This is a genomic window from Paracoccus mangrovi (assembly GCF_042648425.1).
GTDB classification, from domain to species: Bacteria; Pseudomonadota; Alphaproteobacteria; order Rhodobacterales; family Rhodobacteraceae; genus Paracoccus; species Paracoccus mangrovi.
On sequence record NZ_JBHRXJ010000001.1, the window covers coordinates 260,703 to 276,678 of the forward strand.

18 protein-coding genes are annotated in these 15,976 nt (G+C 65.1%); 11 read left to right on the forward strand and 7 right to left on the reverse strand.

The genetic code is table 11. From position 1 onward, the window contains the following. Positions 1–31 precede the first annotated feature (31 nt). The 3 genes from ACFOMH_RS01250 to ACFOMH_RS01260 are packed head-to-tail and all read right to left on the reverse strand — an operon-like array spanning position 32 to position 2,353. Complete coding sequence (locus ACFOMH_RS01250; RefSeq protein ID WP_377742100.1) at positions 32–1,384, reverse strand: MATE family efflux transporter; 1,353 nt, start codon at positions 1,382–1,384, stop codon at positions 32–34. Between the two features lie 5 nt (positions 1,385–1,389). Then, complete coding sequence (locus ACFOMH_RS01255) at positions 1,390–1,893, reverse strand: PaaI family thioesterase (protein WP_374424711.1); 504 nt, start codon at positions 1,891–1,893, stop codon at positions 1,390–1,392. A 1-nt stretch (position 1,894) separates the two neighbouring features. Continuing rightward, on the reverse strand, positions 1,895–2,353 hold the full coding sequence (locus ACFOMH_RS01260) for a PaaI family thioesterase (protein ID WP_377742102.1): 459 nt from the start codon (positions 2,351–2,353) through the stop codon (positions 1,895–1,897). 144 nt (positions 2,354–2,497) lie between these two features. Here ACFOMH_RS01260 and ACFOMH_RS01265 point away from each other — a divergent pair, with 144 nt between their 5' ends. The 7 genes from ACFOMH_RS01265 (at position 2,498) to ACFOMH_RS01295 (ending at position 10,025) form a co-directional block, all read left to right on the forward strand. Beyond that, positions 2,498–2,896: a MerR family transcriptional regulator gene (locus ACFOMH_RS01265; RefSeq protein ID WP_377742104.1), complete on the forward strand. Its 399-nt coding sequence runs from the start codon at positions 2,498–2,500 to the stop codon at positions 2,894–2,896. A 137-nt stretch (positions 2,897–3,033) separates the two neighbouring features. Continuing rightward, a complete protein-coding gene (locus ACFOMH_RS01270; RefSeq protein ID WP_374424705.1) occupies positions 3,034–3,423 on the forward strand; it encodes a MerR family transcriptional regulator in 390 nt (129 codons plus the stop codon). Positions 3,424–3,448: 25 nt separating this feature from the next. After that, positions 3,449–5,227 carry an acyl-CoA dehydrogenase C-terminal domain-containing protein gene (locus tag ACFOMH_RS01275; RefSeq protein ID WP_377742106.1) on the forward strand — a complete coding sequence of 593 codons (1,779 nt, stop codon included), beginning with the start codon at positions 3,449–3,451 and terminating at the stop codon, positions 5,225–5,227. 271 nt (positions 5,228–5,498) lie between these two features. Then, positions 5,499–6,140 (forward strand): glutathione S-transferase family protein, encoded by a 642-nt coding sequence (locus ACFOMH_RS01280; protein WP_377742108.1) that lies wholly within the window; start codon positions 5,499–5,501, stop codon positions 6,138–6,140. After that, positions 6,137–7,348: an acetyl-CoA C-acetyltransferase gene (locus ACFOMH_RS01285; RefSeq protein ID WP_377742110.1), complete on the forward strand. Its 1,212-nt coding sequence runs from the start codon at positions 6,137–6,139 to the stop codon at positions 7,346–7,348. The genes ACFOMH_RS01280 and ACFOMH_RS01285 overlap by 4 nt, the downstream gene beginning before the upstream one ends. Continuing rightward, on the forward strand, positions 7,348–7,845 hold the full coding sequence (locus ACFOMH_RS01290) for a cupin domain-containing protein (protein ID WP_377742112.1): 498 nt from the start codon (positions 7,348–7,350) through the stop codon (positions 7,843–7,845). Before ACFOMH_RS01285 ends, ACFOMH_RS01290 begins: the two co-directional genes overlap by 1 nt. Continuing rightward, positions 7,842–10,025 (forward strand): 3-hydroxyacyl-CoA dehydrogenase NAD-binding domain-containing protein, encoded by a 2,184-nt coding sequence (locus tag ACFOMH_RS01295; RefSeq protein WP_377742113.1) that lies wholly within the window; start codon positions 7,842–7,844, stop codon positions 10,023–10,025. Before ACFOMH_RS01290 ends, ACFOMH_RS01295 begins: the two co-directional genes overlap by 4 nt. A 103-nt stretch (positions 10,026–10,128) precedes the next feature. On the opposite strand, the gene ACFOMH_RS01300 is transcribed toward ACFOMH_RS01295, so the two are convergent. Both ACFOMH_RS01300 and nth read right to left on the reverse strand, forming a co-directional pair. After that, positions 10,129–11,136 (reverse strand): adenosine kinase, encoded by a 1,008-nt coding sequence (locus ACFOMH_RS01300; protein WP_377742115.1) that lies wholly within the window; start codon positions 11,134–11,136, stop codon positions 10,129–10,131. Next, positions 11,133–11,753, reverse strand: a complete 621-nt coding sequence (nth, locus tag ACFOMH_RS01305; protein WP_377742372.1) for an endonuclease III — start codon at positions 11,751–11,753, stop codon at positions 11,133–11,135. Before nth ends, ACFOMH_RS01300 begins: the two co-directional genes overlap by 4 nt. Positions 11,754–11,986: 233 nt before the next feature. On the opposite strand from nth, the gene ACFOMH_RS01310 reads away from it, so the two are divergent. From ACFOMH_RS01310 to ACFOMH_RS01325, 4 genes are all read left to right on the forward strand, one after another. Further along, a complete protein-coding gene (locus ACFOMH_RS01310; protein WP_377742117.1) occupies positions 11,987–12,583 on the forward strand; it encodes a methylated-DNA--[protein]-cysteine S-methyltransferase in 597 nt (198 codons plus the stop codon). A 163-nt stretch (positions 12,584–12,746) separates the two neighbouring features. After that, complete coding sequence (locus tag ACFOMH_RS01315) at positions 12,747–13,424, forward strand: OmpA family protein (RefSeq protein ID WP_377742118.1); 678 nt, start codon at positions 12,747–12,749, stop codon at positions 13,422–13,424. Positions 13,425–13,600: 176 nt separating this feature from the next. Further along, positions 13,601–14,080 carry an HPP family protein gene (locus ACFOMH_RS01320; protein WP_377742120.1) on the forward strand — a complete coding sequence of 160 codons (480 nt, stop codon included), beginning with the start codon at positions 13,601–13,603 and terminating at the stop codon, positions 14,078–14,080. Between the two features lie 12 nt (positions 14,081–14,092). Then, the gene (locus ACFOMH_RS01325; RefSeq protein WP_374424689.1) at positions 14,093–14,656 is read left to right on the forward strand and encodes a TetR/AcrR family transcriptional regulator; all 564 of its coding nucleotides are present in this window, start codon (positions 14,093–14,095) and stop codon (positions 14,654–14,656) included. Positions 14,657–14,732: 76 nt separating this feature from the next. Here ACFOMH_RS01325 and ACFOMH_RS01330 read toward each other — a convergent pair whose 3' ends face one another. Together ACFOMH_RS01330 and ACFOMH_RS01335 are read right to left on the reverse strand one after the other, a co-directional pair. Then, positions 14,733–15,287, reverse strand: a complete 555-nt coding sequence (locus ACFOMH_RS01330; RefSeq protein WP_377742122.1) for a F0F1 ATP synthase subunit B — start codon at positions 15,285–15,287, stop codon at positions 14,733–14,735. Beyond that, positions 15,284–15,913 (reverse strand): F0F1 ATP synthase subunit B', encoded by a 630-nt coding sequence (locus tag ACFOMH_RS01335; RefSeq protein ID WP_377742124.1) that lies wholly within the window; start codon positions 15,911–15,913, stop codon positions 15,284–15,286. The genes ACFOMH_RS01330 and ACFOMH_RS01335 overlap by 4 nt, the downstream gene beginning before the upstream one ends. Positions 15,914–15,976 lie beyond the last annotated feature (63 nt).

The following is a 15,976-nucleotide window of genomic DNA, read 5'->3' on the forward strand; positions in this document are numbered from 1 at the left end:
CCCGCTCGGGGCGTTTTGCCCTGTGCCGCCGCTATGCGCGCGCCGCGGGCCGGGCCGCCGCCGCCACACGCGGATAAAGCCGCCACATGGTCAATCCGCGCAGCGCGTTCAGCCCCATCAGCGCCGCCCAAAGCCCATGATTGCCCATGACCATCGGCAGGACCGAGACCAGCACGGCATAGACGGCCACCGATACCAGCATGGCGTTGCGCATCTCGCGCGTGCGGGTGGCACCGATAAAGATGCCGTCCAGCATCCATGAGGCGATCCCGATCAGCGGCGCGACGATCAGCCATGGCAGATAATGCCGCGCCATCTCGCGCACCTCGGGCGATGTGGTCAAAAGATCGATGATCGCCGGCCCGGCCAGCCAGAAGACACCCCCGAGCAGCGCCGCCCCCGCAACACCCCATTGCGAGGTCAGCCGCGCCGCCCGCGCCAGCCGGTCGGGACGCCGCGCACCGATGGCCTGCCCGACCAGCGATTCCGCGGCAAAGGCGAAACCGTCCAGCCCATAGGCGACGATTTCCAGAAATTGCAGCAGCACCTGATTGGCGGCAAGCGTCACGTCACCCTGTCCGGCGCCCAGAAACATGAAGCTGGTGAACGCGCCCTGCAACAGAACCGAGCGGATCATGATATCGCCATTCACGCGCGCCAGCTGATCGATGCGGTCACGCGCCCAAAGCCCCGCCTGCCCCCAGGCACCGCGCAGCGCATGGCGCGCGAACCACAGGCCAAGCGCCAGCCCCGACCATTCCGCGATCAGCGTGGCCAGCGCGACCCCCTGCACCCCCCAGCCCAGTCCCAGCACGAACCAGATGTCCAGACCCACATTCAGCCCGTTCATCACCAGTTGCAGCACCAGGACCGCGCGCGTCCGCTCGATGGCGATCAGCCAGCCGGTGACGGCGTAAAGCGCGATGGTCGCCGGCGCGCCCCAGATGCGGATCCCCAGATATTGCCGGGCCAGCGTCTCGACCTCGGCCGAGGCGGGGGCCAGCCGAAAGGCGCCACCAAAGACCGGCACCTGCAACAGGATCAGCGCCAGCCCCGCCGCCAGCCCGATCCCCAGCGCCCGCAACAGATGGCCGCCGGCCTCGACCTCGTCGCCCGCGCCATGGGCCTGGGCCACCAGCCCCGAGGTGCCCATGCGCAGAAACCCGAAAATCCAGTAGACCGAGGCCAGGACGATGGCACCGATCCCCACCGCGCCGATGGGCGCGGCCTGCCCCAGCTGGCCGACGACGCCGGTATCGACCGCGCCAAGGATCGGAATCGTCGCATTGGACAGCACGATGGGCAGCGCGATCGCCAGCACGCGGCGGTTGGAGATCTCGCGCCCCGGTCGGTCCGCGCCGGTGGCGAGGCTGGTGCCGGTCATGCGGCCTAGCCGTCCTGCGGCATCAGGAAATGCCCGGTCGCCTGCGCGAAAAGCCGGCTGCGATTATCCTGCCATGCCTCGACCTGGACGCTGGCATAGCGCCGCCCCGAACGCACCACCCGCGCCCGCGCATAGGCATCGCGCGGCAGGCCCGAGCGCAGGTAATCCACGGTAAAGTCGATGGTCTTGGGCAGGCGCGGCAGGCTTTCGGGCACGGCGGCATCGGGGGCGATGCGGCCCTGTTCCATATCCTCCCACAATGCGGTCCAGGCCAGTTCGACAATGGCCGTCACCTCAAGAAACGCGGCCGTCACCCCGCCATGGATGGCCGGCAACAGCGGATTGCCGATCAGCTTGTGATCGAAAGGCAGCACCGCCGTCAGCTCATCCCCGCGGCGGTCGAACTGGATGCCCAGCCAGCGGATATAGGGCACACCCGCGACCAGCGCGGTCAGAGTCTTGTCACGCCGCGACTTGATCGCGGCCAGGGGTTCGTTGCGGTCAGCCATCTCAGCGCTCGATCGTAAAGGCGCCGCTGGCCGAGGCCACGGGGCGGGTCGCGTCGTCATCCATCGCCCAGGCCCGCACAAAGGCGACCGACCGGGTGACGTGATAGCATTCGGCCCGGGCCCGAATCATCTGACCGGGCGTGGCCCCGCGCATATAGTCGATGCGCAGATCGATGGTCGCGGTCGAACGCGGCCCGGTCGGGTGCGCCATCACCGCCGCACCGCTGCATGTATCCATGAGCGCCGAAACCACGCCGCCATGGATCACCCCGCTGCGCGGATCGCCGACCAGATCGGGATGCCACGGCAATGAGATGGCGGCCCCTTCGGGACCGATATCGTCCAGCACCATGCCAAGCGCCTTGGCATGGGGGATCGCTTCGATGAACTGGCGCGCGATGCGCTTGCGCTGTTCGCGCTCGGTCAGTCCGGGGGGCTGATCTGGGTCCTGCCCTGTCATGGGGGATGTCTTTCGCCTTTGTATCCTTGTCCCGCGGATGGTAGCAGCCCGCCCCCGTCAGGCAAGCCCGACCGCTGTGGTTGAGTTTGCACCTTGCGCGCGCTAGGCTTGCTGCGGAAGCGCCTCCGAGCACAGGGATTTTCGATGCCCGACAGCGAACTCATCAGTTTCAAGGATATGTGCGCACGCTTTGACGTGACGCCGCGAACGCTGCGATATTACGAGTATATCGAACTGCTCAGCCCCCATCGCGAAGGCCGGTCACGCTTTTACGGCGCGCGCGAGGTGGCGCGGATGAAGTTGATCCTGCGCGGCCGGCGCTTTGGCTTTTCGCTTGAGGATATCCGGCAATGGCTGCTGATCTATGGCGAAAAGGGCACGCAGGAACAGTCCCGCGTCTGGATCAGGCTGGCCGACCGCCAGCTTGAGGTGCTGGCCCAACAGCGCGACGAGCTGGAAACCTCGATCGCCGATCTGCGCCAGCTGCGCGACGAGATCGCCCAGATCCTGGACCGGCTGCCCGAGGACGCGCAGAAAAAATAATTCGCCCCGATAAGGCACTGTTACCCAAGGGGATTTCACCCCTTGTCGTGCTCTGACGCGACGTCGCGGCTGACGCGAACGTCAACCTTACCTATATTACATGGCAGGAAACCGTGGTTGGAGAAGGGGGATCGGCCATGAGCGCCGAAGTGATGACCATTCGCCAGATGTGCGACGCCTTCGACGTCACCCCGCGCACGCTGCGATTTTACGAAACCCGCGAGCTTTTGTTCCCGCAGCGCCGGGGCCAGCATCGCCTTTACGGCCGATCCGACCGGGCGCGGCTGAAGCTGATCTTGCGCGGCAAGCGCTTTGGCTTTTCGCTGGAACAGATCCGGCAATTGCTGGAACTTTACGACCCCGCCGAACGCAATGTGACCCAGACCGAAGCCACGCTGTCGACCGCGCGCGAACGGCTGGCCGACATGGAGCGCCAATATGCGGAACTGGGGGCGGCCATCGCCGAGTTGCGTGCCCAGATCACCGACGGCGAAGCCCAGCTGAAAAAGCTGAAAACCAACATCTGAGCATCATTATCCGTTGGGAGGAACAATGACCATCTATGCCGCGCCCATCCGTGACATGCAGTTCGTCCTGCATGACGTGTTGAAGATCTCTGCGCAGGATCTTCCGGGCTATGACGAGCTGGACCCCGAATTCACCGGCGCCATTCTGGACGCCGCAGGCAAGCTTGCGACCGAGGTGCTGGCGCCGCTGAACGCCGTCGGCGACCGCGAGGGATGCAGGCTGGAAAACGGTGTCGTGCGGACGCCGACCGGCTTTCACGCGGCCTTCGAGCAGATGCGCGACGGCGGCTGGACGGCGCTGGATTGCGATCCCGAATATGGCGGCCAGGGCATGCCCTATGTGGTCGGCATCGCGGCGGGCGAGATGTTTTCGGCCTCGAACATGGCCTTCACCATGTATCAGGGCCTGACCCATGGCGCCTATTCGGCGATCCATGCCCATGGCTCGGACGCGCAAAAGGCGATGTACCTGCCCAGGATGGTGACCTGTGAATGGACCGGCACCATGAACCTGACCGAGCCGCATTCCGGCACCGATCTGGGCATCCTGCGCACCAAGGCCGAACCCCAGGACGATGGCAGCTATCTGATCACCGGGCAAAAGATCTTCATCTCGGCCGGCGATCACGACATGTCGGAAAACGTCATCCATCTGGTGCTGGCCAAGGCCCCCGGCGGCGGCGAGGGCACCAAGGGGATCTCGCTCTTCATCGTGCCGAAATTTCTGGTCAACGAGGATGGCAGCCTTGGCGCGCGCAACGCCGTCAGCGTCGGCAATCTTGAGGAAAAGATGGGCATTCACGGCAATGCCACCTGCGTGATGAACTATGATGGCGCCAAAGGCTGGCTCTTGGGCGACCTGCACAAGGGCATGCGCGCCATGTTCACCATGATGAACGAGGCCCGGATCGGCGTCGGCCTGCAAGGCTATGCGGTGGCCGAACACGCCTATCAGAACGCCGTCGCCTATGCCCGCGAACGCCTGCAAGGCCGCGCGGTCACCGGTGACGCCAATCCCAAGGGGCCGGCCGATCCGCTGATCGTGCATCCCGATATCCGCCGCAACCTGATGGATCAGAAAAGCTTTCTGGAGGGCGCGCGGGCGCTGGCCTTCTGGGGCGCCAATCTGATCGACCGCACGCATCTGGCCGAGGACAAGGATGCGGACGGGCTGATTTCGCTGATGACCCCGGTGATCAAGGGCTTTCTGACCGACAAGGGCTTTGAATCGGCGGTGCAGGCCCAGCAGGTCTTTGGCGGCCACGGCTATATCGAGGAACAGGGCATGTCGCAATTCGTGCGCGATGCCCGGATTACCATGATCTACGAGGGCGCCAATGGCGTGCAGGCGCTGGACCTCGTGGGCCGCAAACTCGCGGCCGAAGGCGGCAAGCCGATCATGGCCTTTTTCGAGATGGTCAAGGCCGGGATCAGGGAACATGAGGGCGACCAGGTTCTGAAGACCGGCTTCTGCGAACCGCTGAAGGCCGCGTCCAAGGATCTGCAAGCTGCGGCCATGTTCTTTATGGAACAGGGCATGAAGAACCCGAACGCGGCGCTCGCCGGCTCGTATGATTTCATGCATCTCTTTGGGCAGGTCGCGCTGGGTCTGATGTGGCTGCGCATGGCGGCCGCAGCCCGCAAGGCGCTGGCTCAGGGCACCGAGGACGCAGCGTTTTACGAGACCAAGCTGATCACGGGCCGCTACTATATGGCGCGCCAGTTGCCGGCGACGGCGGCCCATCTGGCCCGGATCCGCTCCGGCGCCGAGCCGGTCATGGCGCTGGACGCCGCGCGATTCTGAAACCGGAACCCCGCCGGCACGGCCGGATGCCTCCGGCGGGGATATTTGAATGAAGAAGAAGGGGCGGCCCCGCCTCATACGCGGCCATCGGCATCAGCGGCATGACGCGGGGCTTTCTCCTTCAACGGTCATCGGCTTCCCAGCCTGTGCCGTGGCGTCAAAGTAACTCGTGAAAGGTTGCGCAAGCGTTAACGAACCTCTTTCTTCTTCAGAAAAATATCCCGGGGGGTCCGGGGGCGCGCAGCCCCCGGTTGGCAGGCAGGAGGACGCGATGACAGCACAGCTCTGGTGCTTTGGTGAAAGCGGCAATGCCTATAAGGCGGCGCTGACGATGGAACTGGCCGGCTATGACTGGCGGCCCGTCCATGTCGATTTTTTTCATGGCGAAACCCGCAGCCCCGAATTTCGCGCCCTCAATGAAATGGGCGAGGTGCCGGTCTTTCGCGAAGACGATCTGACGCTGAGCCAGTCGGCGGTGATCCAGATGCATATCGCCGACCGCACAGGGCGCTTTTGGGGGCAGGATCGGAACGAAACCCTGCGCTGGCTGATGTTCGACAATCACAAGCTTTCTGCCCAGGCCGGGCCGGCGCGCTTTCTGATGAATTTCGTGCCGGCCCCGAAACGTCCGCAGGCGGCGATAGATTACCTTATGGGGCGCCTGCGCGCCGCCTATAAGGTGCTCGACGATCATCTGAGCCGCCGCGACTGGGTGGCCGGCACGACCCCCAGCATCGCCGATTTTGCCTGCTGCGGTTATCTTTATTACCCCGAGCCCTTCGGTTTCGACCGCGCCGAGTGGCCCCATATCGACCGTTGGCTGGACGGCATCGCCGCCCTGCCCGGCTGGAAACATCCCTATGATCTGATGCCCGGCAACCCTTCGGACCGGGCAACGAAGGAGGACGCATGACCGAAGCCTATATCTATGACGCCGCCCGCACCCCGCGCGGCAAGGGCCGCCCCGATGGCAGCCTGCACGAGGTCACATCGGTCGCGCTGTCGGCGCGGCTCTTGAACGCCGTCAAGGAACGCAACGGCCTTGAAGGCCACGCGGTCGAGGACGTGATCTGGGGCAATGTCACCCAGGTCAAGGAACAGGGCGGCTGTCTTGCCCGCTCGGCGGTGCTGGAATCGGATCTGGACGAGTCGATCCCCGGCCTTGCCATCAACCGTTTCTGCGCCAGCGGCATGGAGGCCGTGAACCTGGCCGCCAACCAGGTCAAGGGTGGCGCCGGTCAGGCCTATATCGCCGGGGGCGTCGAAATGATGGGCCGCGTGGCCATGGGCAGCGACGGCGCCGCCATCGCCGTCGATCCCAGCCTGACCTTCCAGACCTATTTCGTCCCGCAGGGCATTTCGGCCGACATCATCGCCACCGAATACGGCTTTACCCGCGAACAGGCCGATGCGCTGGCCGTCGAATCCCAGCGCCGCGCCGGCGTCGCATGGGCCGAGAACCGCTTTGCCAAATCCATCGTGCCGGTTCGCGACCAGAACGGGCTGATCATCCTTGATCGCGACGAATACATGCGCCCCGGCACCACGGTCGAGGATCTGGGCAAGCTGAAAGCCAGCTTCAAGGAAATGGGCGAGATGATGCCCGGTTTCGACAAGGTGGCGATGCTGAAATACCCGCATCTGTCCCATATCGAGCATATCCACCATGCCGGGAACTCGTCGGGCATCGTGGACGGCGCCGGCGCCGTGCTGATCGGGAATGCCGAATTCGGCAAGGCTTACGGACTGAAGCCCCGCGCCCGCATCCGCGCCACCGCCAAGATCGGCACCGATCCGACGATCATGCTGACCGGCCCGGTGCCCGTCACCGAAAAGATCCTGAAGGATAGCGGCATGTCGATTTCCGACATCGACCTGTTCGAGGTGAACGAGGCTTTCGCCTCGGTCGTTCTGCGCTTCATGCAGGCGTTTCAGGTCGATCCGGCGCTGGTCAACGTCAATGGCGGCTCGATCGCGCTTGGCCACCCCTTGGGCGCGACCGGCGCCATCATCATCGGCACCCTGCTGGATGAGCTGGAGCGTCAGGACAAGAACGTGGGGCTGGCCACGCTGTGCATCGCATCCGGCATGGGCGCGGCCACCATCATCGAGCGCGTGTGATGCCCAAGATCGATCTGGACACCGCGCCGGTCAAGACCGGCTCGCTCTATCCCGAACCCTATGCCAGTCAGATGGCCGGGCGTTCGGGATTGCGGCTGGGACAGGCCGCCGGCCTGACGCAGTTCGGCGTCAATATCATCACGCTGCAACCCGGTGCGGTTGCCAGCCTGCGCCACTGGCATCTGCGCGAGGATGAATTCGCCATGGTGCTGAGCGGCGATCTGATCCTTGTCGAGGATGGCGGCGAAACGCCCATGCACCCCGGCGATTGCGCGGCATGGCGGGCGGGCGAACCCAACGGGCACCGCTTTGTCAACCGCTCGGCCGCGCCGGCAAGCTTTCTCGTGGTCGGCAGCAAGGCTGACTGCGAAACGGTGACCTATTCCGACGTGGACATGGTGCTGCATACCGACGGCGGCGCGACCCGCATTACCTATCATGACGGCAGCGAGTGGACCGCCCCCCGCGACCTCGCCCCGAAGGGAGAGACGAAATGACCGATTTCACCATGAAAAAGGACGCCGAGGGCGTCGCCATCATCACCTGGGATGTGCCCGGAAAGTCGATGAACGTGCTCAGCCTCGATGGCGCGGCGGCGCTGAACGGGCTGATCGACGACGCGCTGGCCGATGACGCCGTGAAGGGCATCGTCATCACCTCGGGCAAGAAGGATTTCGCCGGCGGGATGGATCTGAACGTCATCGCCGGCATGCGGGCGGGCGGCGCGCAGGGCGTGTTCGACGGCGTGATGGGCCTGCACCAGCTTTTGCGCAAGATCGAGCGCGCGGGCATGGACCCCAAGACCCTGAAAGGCGGCAAGCCCATCGCCACCGCCCTGCCCGGCACCGCATTGGGGATCGGGCTGGAACTGCCCTTGTCCACGCATCGCATCTTTGCCGCCGAGAACCCCAAGGCCAAGATCGGTCTGCCGGAAATCATGGTCGGCATCTTCCCCGGCGCGGGCGGCACCACACGGCTGGTGCGCAAGCTGGGCGCTATGGGCGCGGCCCCCTTCCTGCTGGAGGGCAAGCTTTCCGACCCCGCCAAGGCCAAGGCTGCCGGCCTGATCGACGAGGTCGTGGCCGACCCGGTGGCGGCGGCCCGCGACTGGGTGCTGAAGGCGACCGACGCCGATCTGGTGAAACCCTGGGACGCCAAGGGCTACAAGATGCCCGGCGGCGAGCCCTATCACCCGGCGGGCTTCATGACCTTTGTCGGCGCCAGCGCGATGGTGCATGGCAAGACCATGGGCGTCTATCCGGCGGCGAAAGCCCTGCTGAGCGCGGTCTATGAGGGCGCGCTGGTGCCCTTTGACACCGCGCTGAAAATCGAGGCGCGCTGGTTTACCAATGTGCTGCTGAACCCCAGCTCGACCGCGATGATCCGCAGCCTCTTCATCAACAAGGAGGCGCTGGAAAAAGGCGCGAACCGCCCCGACGCCCCGGATCAGAGCGTGAAGAAACTCGGCATCATCGGCGCCGGCATGATGGGCGCCGGCATCGCCTATGTCAGCGCGATGGCCGGGATCGAGGTGGTGCTGATCGACAACAGCCAGGAGGCCGCCGAACGCGGCAAGTCCTATTCGACCGGCCTGCTGGACAAGGCGATCAGCCGCGGCAAATCGACCGAAGATAAAAAGACCGAGCTGCTTTCCCGCATCACGCCGACCACCGATTACGCGGCGCTTGCAGGCTGCGACCTGATCGTCGAGGCGGTGTTCGAGGACCCCGCCGTCAAGGCCGAGGTCACGAAAAAGGTCGAAGCCGTCATCGCGAAAGACGCGATCTTTGCCACCAACACCTCGACCCTGCCGATCAGCGAACTGGCCAAGGCCAGCGCGCGCCCCGATCAGTTCATCGGCATCCACTTCTTCAGCCCGGTGGACAAGATGGCGCTGGTCGAGATCATCAAGGGCCGCGAGACCGGGCCCCTAGCCGTCGCCAAGGCGCTGGATTTCGTCCGCCAGATCCGCAAAACCCCGATCGTGGTCAATGATGCGCGCTTCTTCTATGCCAACCGCTGCATCATCCCCTATATCAACGAAGGCATCCGTCTGGTCAGCGAAGGCGTGAACCCGACGCTGATCGAAAACGCCGCCAAGTTGATGGGGATGCCCTTGGGGCCGCTGCAACTGGTCGATGAAACTTCGATCGATCTGGGCGTCAAGATCGCCAAGGCGACCAAGGCGGCGATGGGTAATGCCTATCCCGATGGCGCGGTCGATGAGGTGCTGTTCAGGATGTATGATCAGGGCCGTCTGGGGCGCAAATCGAATGCCGGCTTCTATGACTATGACGACAAGGGCAAGCGCGGCGATCTTTGGGCCGGCCTTGCGACCGAATGGCCGCAATCCGAGGCACAGCCCGAACTGACCGAGGTCCAGCACCGGCTGATGTTCGTCCAGTCGCTGGAGGCCGTGCGCGCGCTGGAAGAGGGCGTGCTCGAGGACATCCGCGAAGGCGATGTCGGCGCCATCCTCGGCTGGGGCTTCGCGCCCTGGTCGGGTGGCCCGTTCAGCTGGCTCGACATGCTGGGCGCCCCGCGCACGGTCGAGATCGCCGACGATCTGACGGCAAAATTCGGCCCGCGCTTCACCACGCCGCAGCTTTTGCGCGACATGGCCGCGAAAGGCGACAGCTTCTATGGTCGCTTCGGCGCCGGCAAGAAAGCCGCCTGAAACCGGCATGGCAAGAACCGGCATGGCATGAAAAGGGGCAGAGGCGCGAACCTCTGCCCTTCTTCTTCACTCAAATATCCAAAAAACCGCGCAACCCGCGCGATCAGATCAGCCCCTCGGCACGGAACAGGGCGCGCACATCCTGTTCGGGCCGGGCGCCGACATGGCCGATCACCTCGGCCGCCGCGATACAGCCCATCCGCCCCGCAGCCGCCAGCGGCGCACCAATGGCCAGCCCATAGATCAACCCGGCGGCGAACTGATCGCCCGCCCCGGTCGCATCGACCGGCACCACGCGATGGACCGGCGCGGCCACGCGTTCGTCCCCATGGATCAGGATCGCATCCTCGCCCGAGCGCGTACAGATCACCGTCCCGCAATCGGCACGCGCCAGCCGCAGCGCTTCCTCCAGATCCTCGACCTGATAAAGCGATTGCCATTCATGGACATTGCCGATGACGTAATCCATCGGCCCGGCGACCAGACGCCGGAAATCGGCGCGGTGGCGGTCAACGCAGAACGGGTCTGACAGCGCGATCCCCGCCTGCCCGCCCGCCTTGTGACAGGCATCCGCCGCCTTCAGGAATGCGGCCTTGCCGGCATCCTTGTCGAAAAGATACCCCTCAAGGAACAACCAGTCGGCGCCGCTGAAGGTGGCGGGATTGACGTCGCCCGCATCCAGCTCGGCCGAGATGCCCAGATAGGTATTCATCGACCGCTCGCCGTCCGGCGTGACGAAGATGATCGAGCGCGAGGTCGGCAGCACCTCGCCCGCCACCGGCGGATTGACGAAAACCGTGCCCTGCGCCTCGGTCTGCTCGGCATAGGACAGGCCCAGCGGATCGCCGGCCACACGGCCGATAAAGGCGGTCTTCAGCCCCAGCGCGCCGATGCCTGCAAGGGTATTCGCGACCGATCCCCCCGGCACCAGCCGCGCCTTCTGCGCATCCGCATCCGCCGATTGCGCCGCCATCAGGAATTCCGAGCGTTCACGGTCGATCAGCTGCATGATGCCCTTTTCGATGCCCAGCCGGTTCAGGCTGGCATCGGACGCGGGCGCGATCACATCCATGACCGCATTGCCGATGCCGATCACATAGGGGGTGGTCATTCGGTCTTCTCCTCATAGGGGCAGAGGTCTTCGATGGGACAGATCCGGCAGCGCGGCCGCCTGGCCTGACAGACATAGCGGCCGTGCAGGATCAGCCAGTGATGGGCGTTTTGCTGAAATTCGACGGGGACGTTGTCCTCGATCGCGCGTTCGACGGCATCAACATCGCGGCCGGGCGCGATGCGGGTGCGGTTGCCGACGCGAAAGATATGGGTGTCGACAGCCTGCGCGGGAAAGTGAAAGACGCAGCTTAAAACCACATTCGCGGTCTTGCGCCCCACCCCGGGCAGCGTCATCAGCGCGGCGCGCGACTGCGGCACCTCGCCGCCATATTCCTCGACCAGAATGCGCGACAGGGCGATCACGTTCTTGGCCTTTTGCCGGAACAGGCCGATGGTCCTGATTTCCTCGGTCAGCGCCTCGACGCCCAGATCCAGCATCTCTTGCGGCGTCCGCACGCGGGAAAACAGGTTTTTGGTGGCCTTGTTCACCCCCGCATCGGTCGCCTGCGCCGACAGCGCCACCGCCACCAGCAGCGTGAAGGCGTTGACATATTCCAGCTCGGTCACCGGCTGGGGGTTCGCCTCGCGCAGGCGCGAAAAGATTTGCACCTGCATGCCATAGGGCAAGGCCGGGCCGACACGCCGGACGCTTTTGGGCGCGCTTTGGGGGACGCTCTGGCTGGTGATTTGACGGACCATGCCGGTCTGATGCCCCGACTGTCCGTCAGGCGCAAGCCCCGAGCGCGGCCAGACGCCCCAAGGCTCCGCGCAAAGCCAAGGCTGGATTTGCGCCGATCTTACGCTAGGCTTGGCCCAAAGGCATCCGCCAACCCGCAGATGAGGCAAGCATGACCCGAACCCTGTTCACCATGGCCCAACCCGACAGCGGCCCGCGCATCGTCATCACCACGCAACCGGCACAAGATGGCTACGTGGTGTTGTGCCATGGCCGCTTTGCCACCCCCTTCGGCACCGTGATCGCAATGGGCGCGGGCGGCGTCTTGTGGGGGCTGGGCTTTGCCGGTGAGATGTCCGAACCCGAAGTCCATCAGGACCTGGCCGCCCGTTGGCCCCGCGCCCGCCTGATCGAGGCCCCCGAGGCCCTTGCCCCGGCCGTGACCGCGCTGCTGACCGGTCAGGGGGAAATCACCGTCCGGCTTAGCGGAACCGAATTCCAGCTGCTGGTCTGGCGCGCGCTGACCAAGGTCCCGCCGGGCGCGGTGATCAGCTATGCCAAGCTGGCCGAAATCATCGGCCGGCCCCGGGCGCTGCGCGCGGTCGGCACGGCCGTCGGGCAGAACCCGGTGTCATGGGCGGTGCCCTGCCACCGCATCACCCGCATCGATGGCAGCATCGGCGGTTATCACTGGGGGGCGGCGATCAAGCGCGCGCTTCTGATGCGCGAGGGCGCCAGCATCGCGCCGCGCGCCCTCGCTGCAATGTGACGCAGGACGCCCGGATTTCAGGCGGTTGCTGTGGCCTTGGGCGGGAACCCATGGCATTGTCGCGGTGTTTGGGCTCCAGCGGTCGGTGTCGCCACGACGCCCGGCCAGATCGTTTTGGACAGGCGATGATGGATCGCCCCGTGTGAAAAAGGGAAAAGAAAGAATGAAGACCCGTATTCCGCTGCTTCTGGCCTCGGTCGGCATGATCGCCGTCAGCGCCTGTGCACCGACCGACCCCTATGGCAACCCGACCGGAACCGGAACCGGCCTGAACAAGACGCAGACCGGCGCGCTGGCCGGCGCGGCCATCGGCGGCATCCTGGGTGCGACGCGCGACAGCGACAAGAACGATCAGGGCCGGGATGCGGCACGCGGCGCGCTGATCGGTGCGGCTTTGGGCGGCGGCATCGGCGCCATCCTGGACCGGCAACAGAAATCGCTTCAGCAATCGCTGAACAACCCCAATATCCAGGTCGTGAACCATGGCAGCTATCTGTCGGTCACGATGCCGGAATCGACGCTGTTCGCGGTCGACAGCACCGCCGTCGGCGCGCAGGGGCAGAACGATCTCTACACCATCGCGCGCAACCTCCAGCAATATCCCGACAGCACGATCCAGGTCGTCGGCCATACCGACAGCACCGGCTCGGCCGCCTATAACCAGGACCTGTCCGAGCGCCGCGCGCGTTCGGTCGCCGGCATCCTGACCGCAGGCGGCGTGGCGCAGAACCGCATCACCACCGCCGGCCGCGGCGCCAGCCAGCCGGTCGCCAGCAATGACACGGTCGCGGGCCGCGCCCAGAACCGCCGCGTGCAGATCCTGATCACGCCGAACCGCTAAGGGCGTCGCAATCAGCGCAGAAATGACCGGGCCGGCAGCCAGACTGCCGGCCCGTTTTCATTGCGCCCAACGGGTTCTGCCCGGGCGGAATACCGGACGGGCAAAGACGTTGACAAACCCATCCCCCCATCTGTAACGATCATTCCAATATTGGAACAATCGTTACAGGATTCGTTATGCGCAAATTCATCGCAAGACCCCTGCCGAAACCCTCGGCGCGCCTTGTGCTTTTGGCCGGATTGGGCGGGGTGATCGCCATTGCCGGCCTGCGGCTGATGACCGAAGGGGCGGGAATGCCGCTGTTGATGGCGCCCTTTGGCGCCAGCTGCGTGCTGTTGTTTGCCGTGCCCAACAGTCCGCTGTCGCAGCCGGCCAATGTCATCGGCGGGCATGCGGTGGCGACGCTGGCCGGGCTGGTCCTGCGACAGGCGCTGCCGGATCAATGGTGGGCGCTGGCGCTGGCGGTCGGGCTGGCGATTGCGCTGATGGTGCTGTTGCGGGTGACGCATCCGCCGGCCGGGGCCGACCCGCTGGTGGTCTTTGCCGCCGATCCGGGTTTCCTGTTTCTCATATTTCCGGTTATATCCGGGGCGGTGCTGCTGGTGGCGCTGGCCGCGCTGTTTCACCGGCTGAGCGGCACCGCCTATCCGCAATGACCGGGGACCGCCATGGCGCGCATGATAGCCGAGAAAAGCGACATCACGCCGATGCTGGCCGAGCTGTTTCGCCGCCACGGCTATGAGGGCGCGAGCATCGGGATCATCGTCTCGGCCACCGGGCTGGGACGAAGCAGCCTTTACCACCTCTTTCCCGGCGGCAAGCAAGAGATGGCCACCGCCGTTCTGGACCATATCGCCCGCTGGTTCGACGAGAATGTTTTTGCGCCGCTGCGCGGGATGGCGCCCGATGCCGCCCTTGACCACATGTTCAGCGCCGTGTCGGATTATTTCCGCGGCGGTCAACGCATCTGCCTGGTCGGGGCCTTTGCACTGGATGCGACGCGCGACAGCTTTGCGCAAGAGATCCAGACCTATTTCAACGATTGGCTGACGGCGCTGGAACAATGCCTGCGCCGCGCCGGCCATGGTGATGCCCAGGCCCGCACCGAGGCGCAGCGCATCCTCGCCGGCATTCAGGGCGGCATCGTTCTGGCTCGCGCGACCGGAGAAGAACAGCGTTTTCACGCCGTGATCGCCGATCTGCGCGCGGCTCAGTCGCAGATCGCAAAGTGAAGGCCCCCGGCGAGCAAGCTCACCGGGGGCCAATCTTGCAGAACCGAATTGCGCTTTCGCGTTCCGGTCCGGTCGATCAGTTCAGGCGCGTGGCCACATCGGCAATCGCCTTGTCGATGCCGGCGCTGCGGTCGGCGGCGCTGGCCTGTTTGCCCAGAATTTCGGTCGCGGCGGCGACGGCGGTCTGGATGGCGCGGTCGCGCACGGCACGCACGGCATCGGCCTCGGCGCTGGCGATCTGATCCTCGGCAGCCTTCAGGCGGCGCTCGATGGACTGGGCCAGAGCTTTTTTGGCCTTGTCGGCCTCAACCGTGGCTTCGCGCTTGGCGTTGGCAACGATGGCATCGGCCTGGCCTTTGACCTCGCGCTGACGGCGCTCATAGCTCGCATAGATCTCCTGCGCTTCTTCGCGCAGGCGGCGGGCCTCGGCCAGATCGTTGCGGATGCCCTCGGCGCGCTTGTCCAACAGACCGCCGATGATGCCCGGCACCTTGTAATAGACCAGGATCGCCACAAAGAGCAGGAAGGCCATCGTGACGATAAAGTCGGTATTGCGCAGCGAGAAGAACGGACCCGAAGCCGCAAGGGCCGGGCTCGCCATCAGGGCGAAAAGAACGCTCAGACGTTTCATTGCATCGCCCCTTTCAGTCGCTGATCGACCGCATCATTGACCAGACCCTGATCGGCGGAACCGCCGAAGGACTCGACCAGCGTCGCGGTCACGTCACGCGCCACGGCGCGCGCATCCTCGACAGCCGAGGCGCGGATCTCGCCGATGCGCTTTTCGGATCCGCCCGCACGCGCGGCGATTTCCGCATCCGCATGGGCGATGGCGGCATCAAGCTCTTTCTGGATCTCGGCCTTGTTGGCGGCGACGATCTTCTGGGCTTCGCTGCGGGCGTCGGCCAGTGCCTTGTCATAGGCGGCCTCGGCCTCTTTGGCCTTGTGCTTGAATTCCTCGGCAGCCATCAGATCGCCGGTGATGGCGCCCTGACGATCCGAGATGACCCCGCCGATGCGCGGCAAAGCGATGCGCGACAGGACCCAATAAATCACGGCCAGAACCACCAGCAGCCAGAAAATCTGGTTGCCGAAGGTGGAAAAGTCCAGCTGCGGCATACCCGGCGCGCTGGCAGCGTGATCGGCTGCACCCGCCGCGGCATGGGCCGCTTCGGCGCCATGACCAGCCGCTTCGACGGCTTGCGTTTCGGTTTGATGGACCGCATCGGCTGCGGTCTGTTGCAACAGGCTGATCATATCCTACCCCATGCCGGTCGTTTCACAATCGGGTGGGCGCATCACGCCCCCACCCAACCGCAA